This window comes from Nocardioides sp., assembly GCF_004803405.1.
Classification (GTDB): domain Bacteria; phylum Actinomycetota; class Actinomycetes; order Propionibacteriales; family Nocardioidaceae; genus Nocardioides; species Nocardioides vastitatis.
In genome coordinates this window covers 1-616 of sequence record NZ_SSXI01000244.1, presented here as the reverse complement: position 1 = coordinate 616, position 616 = coordinate 1, and the positions used below count along the sequence as shown (strand labels likewise).

Here is a 616-nt window from a genome sequence, read left to right as displayed (position 1 = left end):
CACCGGGAGGTCACCCGGTCTGGTGACGGTCGCCGCGCGGCCTCATCGACCTGCGGCTACGACGTCGTGGTCGACGGGATCGTCGGCATCGGTGGCCGCCCCGGGCTGCGTCCCGCCGCGGCCGCGGTGCTCGATGCGCTCGCCGGCATCCCCGTCGTCGCCGTCGACCTGCCGTCGGGGGTCGACGCCGACACCGGCGAGCTCGAGGGCCCGCACGTGACCGCGGACCTGACCGTCACGTTCGGGACCCACAAGCCCTGCCACCTCGCCGACCCGGCGGCGGCCGCCTGCGGAGCGATCCACCTGGTCGACATCGGCCTCGACCTCCCCGAGGCGCTGCTGGAGGCGCTCCAACCCTCCGACGTCGCCGCGCTGCTGCCGAGGCCCGTACCCGACGCCCACAAGTACACCCGCGGCGTGGTGGGCGTCCGCGCCGGGTCCGCGACCTACCCGGGTGCGGCCCTGCTCAGCGTCTCGGGTGCCGCCTGCGGTCTCGCGGGGATGGTCCGGTACGACGGCGACGACCCGGTCCTCGACCTGGTCCGTGCCGCGCACCCCGAGGTGGTCGGGCCCGGCCGCGTGCAGGCGTGGGTGGTCGGCTCGGGCAGCGCTGCCG

The 616-nt window shown here is 76.5% G+C and carries 1 protein-coding gene; it reads left to right on the top strand.

The genetic code is table 11. The features are described from left to right. The coding region (locus tag E7Z54_RS17835; protein ID WP_276606242.1) for an NAD(P)H-hydrate epimerase at positions 1-616 on the top strand (616 nt) is incomplete at both ends.